The organism is Dyella sp. 01N36, from assembly GCF_056399745.1.
In genome coordinates, this window is the sequence record NZ_JBFTRY010000252.1 from 1 (window position 1) to 4299 (window position 4299).

Annotated in this window: 3 protein-coding genes; all 3 read right to left on the reverse strand. The window is 63.7% G+C overall.

Annotated features, from left to right (window positions below; genetic code table 11):
* Positions 1 to 314: 314 nt before the first annotated feature.
* From AC1DMG_RS20335 to AC1DMG_RS20345, 3 genes are read right to left on the reverse strand one after another with little or no spacing between them, the layout of a single operon-like run.
* Complete coding sequence (locus AC1DMG_RS20335; RefSeq protein ID WP_441605349.1) at positions 315 to 1898, reverse strand: two-component system sensor histidine kinase NtrB; 1584 nt, start codon at positions 1896 to 1898, stop codon at positions 315 to 317.
* A gap of 38 nt (positions 1899 to 1936) precedes the next feature.
* Positions 1937 to 2380: a response regulator gene (locus AC1DMG_RS20340; protein ID WP_046972442.1), complete on the reverse strand. Its 444-nt coding sequence runs from the start codon at positions 2378 to 2380 to the stop codon at positions 1937 to 1939.
* On the reverse strand, positions 2377 to 4173 hold the full coding sequence (locus tag AC1DMG_RS20345; protein WP_477180990.1) for a sensor histidine kinase: 1797 nt from the start codon (positions 4171 to 4173) through the stop codon (positions 2377 to 2379). The genes AC1DMG_RS20340 and AC1DMG_RS20345 overlap by 4 nt, the downstream gene beginning before the upstream one ends.
* Positions 4174 to 4299: the final 126 nt, after the last annotated feature.

The following is a 4299-nucleotide window of genomic DNA, read 5'->3' on the forward strand; positions in this document are numbered from 1 at the left end:
CCGCTCCGTYGGCTGGTCGCGCACAAGTGCGCTCCTACAAAAAAAGCTGCCGGCTCGGCARCGCAGAGCACTTATCGGCTCTTGATGTGGCTCAGCCCCCGGGGTCCCCGTATGACGCGGCGGGCGAACCAGGTCGCGAATACGCGACAACAAAACACCGAGGCTCTGGATTATCAGCCATTCAACTGTTGACGAGCGCTTCCGGCCTGCGCCGGGATGACGAACAAGAACAAGACTGCGGCACATCCAAACAACGAGGCTAGGTTGGCCCCTCACCCCACCCCTTTCCTCGGAAGGGGAGAGGGAGCAAAAACTCACACTGGCCCTTGCGGCCCATCCCCACCCGTACTCTCCTCCAACGCATCCCTGACCGTCTTCAACAACCGCAACGTCGAAACCGGCTTGTCCACCAGATACAAATGCTCCATCACCGGCAACTCATCCATATCCGGCGGCGCATCCGGACGCGCAAGCAAAAGCACCGCACCGCGATAACCATGGTCGAACAAGGCCGCCAACGTGCGCACGCCGGTAAAGAGATTCATGTCGGCATCAAGCACCACAAGATCGGGAACGCCTTGCGCCTCCAGCCACTGCAAGGCAGCCGTACCACTCTGGCTGGCATGCGCCTGATAGCCCCACGAATCGAGCGTATCCACCAGCAGCGAGAGCTGACCGGCTTCTTCCACCACCACCAGCACGCGCTCCGCTTCGCCCTGCAGGTTGGCGGTTTCCTGCTCGCCCACCACATCGGCGGGCTGCTGCATCAGCGGAATATGCATATGGAAGCTGGTGCCCTCGCCGAGCACGCTCTCCACCCGCATCACGCCACCATGCGCGGTGATGATGCGCTTGCATGAAACCAGGCCCAGGCCGGTACCGCTTTCCTTGGTCGTGTAGAACGGTTCGAACAGATGCAGCAATGCGTTCTCGTCCATGCCGGTGCCGGTATCGATCACGCTGAGGCATACATAGTTGCCTTCGCGGCTTTCCTCGCCGGGCTGGAAGAAATGCTCCGGCAAGCTGGCCACCGATGTGCAGATGCGCAGCTTGCCGCCCTCGGGCATCGCTTGCAGCGCGTTGAGGCTGAGGTTGAGCAGGCACTGCTGCAGCTCGGTGTGATTGCCGTCGAAGCTGAGATCGGGATCATAAGCATCCAGTTCCAGCGTCACATTGCGCGGCACACTGCCTTGCAGCAACAAGCCGAGTGCTTCGAGCAGCGCGCCCACGCGCACTTGTTCCGCGCGACGTGCGCCGCGCGCAAAGGAAAGCATGGAATGCACCATGTCCAGGCCACGCTTGCCGCAGTCGCGCACCAGCCGCCCCAGTCGCGCGAGCCGTGGATCGTCCTGGTAGTCCTGCAGGCTGTCGCCGGCGAGCAACAAGGGTTGAAGCAGGTTGCGCAAGTCGTGGCTCAGGCCACCCGCCAGCATGGCCAGACTCTCGAAGCGCTGGGCGCGGATCAGCTCGGTTTCCGCGCGTCGACGTGCACGCTGCGCTTCGGCTTCGCGCATGGCGCGGCGTACGGCCGAGGCCAGCCGCGCAGGATTCTGCTTGAGGATGTAATCGGTCGCGCCGTTGCGCAACGCCTCAATCGCCGCTTCCTCGCCCAGCGTGGCGGAGACGAAGATGAAGGGCAGGTCCTGGTCGCGTTCGCGCAGGATGTCGAGCGCGCGCTGGCCGGAGAAACCCGGCATGCTCAAGTCGGACAACACGATATCCGGCTGGAAATCCTCCAGCGCCGAGAGATACTCGCGCTCGGCGTCCACCAGGGTCACGTCGTATTCGATGTGATCGGCGTCCAGCTCGGACAACACGAGCTCCGCATCGAGCTGGCTATCCTCGATCTGCAGTACACGGATTCGGGGTAACGCCCACTGCTGCCTATCCACTGTCAACCACCCCGTCGTGGAACCGCCCCTAACATTCGTCCCATTCAGATATGGTCAGGTGCCTGATTGAGCACTGCCCAGAACTGCCCCACGGTTCGCACCGCTTCAAAAAACTGGTCCACGTCCACCGGCTTGATCACGTACGCGTTCGCGCCAATATCCCAGCTGCGCGCCAGATCACTTTCCTCCCGCGACGATGACAGAATCACCACCGGCACGCGGCGGAATCGATCGTCGGCACGCAACTGCGTGAGCACTTCCAGCCCGCTCATGCGCGGCATCTTGATGTCCAGCAGCACCACGGCCGGATCGGTCGGTTCGCGCCCGGCCCATTCGCCGCGGCAATAAAGGTAGTCCAGGCAGTCCACGCCGTCTTCGACGTGCACCACGGGATTGGCCAGATGGGCACCGGCAAGCGCGTCCAAGGCCATTTCAGCGTCGGCGAGACTGTCCTCGACAAGCAGGATGGTACGGAGGTCGTGGTTCATTGGCGCCTCTGCGCGAAGCTTTCTGCGAGGTCCGAAGACGGCAGTGTGAAGTGGAAACGCGCGCCCTGCCCTGGCTGGGCATCGGCCCAGACGCGTCCGCCGTGTCGCGTGACGATGCGACGCACATTGGCCAGGCCGATACCGTTGCCCGGAAACTCCGAGGCCCGGTGCAGGCGCTGGAACACGCCGAACAGTTTACCCGCGTATTGCATGTCGAAACCGGCGCCGTTGTCGCTGACCACGAATTCGTAGCTGCCGTCGCGGTGGCGCTGCACGTCCACGTCGATGCGCGCCACCTCGCACTTTCCGGTGTACTTCACCGCATTGCCCAGCAGGTTCTGCCACACGGTGCGCAACATGTTCTCGTCGCCGATCACGATCGGCAACGGCGCGATCGACCACACGATATGACGGCCGTGCGCATCCGTTTCGGCCAGTGCGCGTGCTTCGTCGGCCAGCGACTGCATATCCACCGGCTGCAGGCGCAGGGCGCCGCGGCCCAGGCGCGAGAACACCAGCAGGTCTTCGATCAGCAGCGCCATGCGCTTGGCGGCGTCGTTGATCACTTCGATGTAATGGCGCGAGCGCTCGTCCGCCGCCTCGCCCAGATGCTGCTGCAACTTGCCGGCGAAACCGCTGATATGACGCAGCGGCGCACGCAAGTCATGCGACACCGAATAGCTGAAGGCTTCCAGCTCGCGGTTCACATCGGATACTTGTTCGATCTTGCCTTCGAGCTGGCGATTGAGTTCTTTCACCTGCTGCTCGACCAGGGCGCGTGCGGTGACATCACTCAAGGTGAGCAACAGCACCGGATCGCCGCCGTTGTCCTGTTCGAGGCGACGGGCGTTGATCACCACGTGGCGGTCGACGCCATCGACGGTGCGCTGGATAAGCTCGTAATCCCACAACTCGCGGTCCAACAGCAGTACGTCATTGAGACGTTGCAGCAGCGCACCGTCGGTCCAGGCACCGTCGCCGATATCGGTCAGCGGCAGCGATTGCCGGAAATCGGGCGRCAGGCCGTAGAGCTCGCCAAAGGCCGCATTCACCAGCAGCGTGCCGAGGCCGGCGTCGAGCAAGGCGATGGGTTCGCGCACGGCCTGCACGATGAGTTGGGAACRCTGCACTGCCTGGCCTTCGCGCACTTCGGCGCGCAGGCGCCGGCTGATCTGGCGTTCGGACACGATCACCACGATGGTCAACAGCAGCACCTGGGCGATCGCGGTGATGGTCAAGGCCAGGGCGCTGTTGAACGATTCGCGGCTGGCCGCGTCGCGTCGGCTGAGCAACGTGGTGTTCTCGTTGCGCACGATGCCGTCGATCAGATCGTCCATCTTGAACAGCGTGCCGGAGTCGCGCATGGCATCGGACGCGCCGGCTTCGTCGCCATGGTCGTGCCGCATGATGGCCTGCCCGCTCAAGGCGAGGCGACCGCTCACGGTGGAACTGAGCGAGCCGATCAGGGCCTGCTGATCCGGGCTGTCGCGCGTCATGTCGCGCAACTGCTGCAGCAGGCCGGGCGTTTCGTGCGCCGCCCGCTCGGCACGCATGCGTACCGTCGCGTCCGCATCGCCGTGGATCAGGCGGTAGATGGCCGCCTCGCTGTCGCGGGTGACATAGGCGATGCGATAGGTAAGCGACTTCACCTCACTGGAGTGGGTGACGCGCTCATTGGCGAGGATGGCCTCGCTGGCGCCGCTGCGGGTGACCACGTACGGCAAGGCCACGATCACCAGCACGGCTGCCAGCAGGCCGCCCAGGCGCCAGCGCAGGGCGACGCGGTCCTTCATGGCCGGCCGCAGCGTCGACGCCAGTTTCCAGGATGAGCGCAACATGTCAGGCATGGTTGCAGAATCACCCCAGAGAACGCCACCTCTTAAAGTGGCGTTTTGACGACACTTTAGTCGGAGTTACCT

Coding starts and splice junctions, on each gene's coding strand:
- AC1DMG_RS20340 (WP_046972442.1), bottom strand. CDS start 2,380: ATGAACCACGACCTCCGTACCATCCTGCTTGTCGAGGACAGTCTCGCC.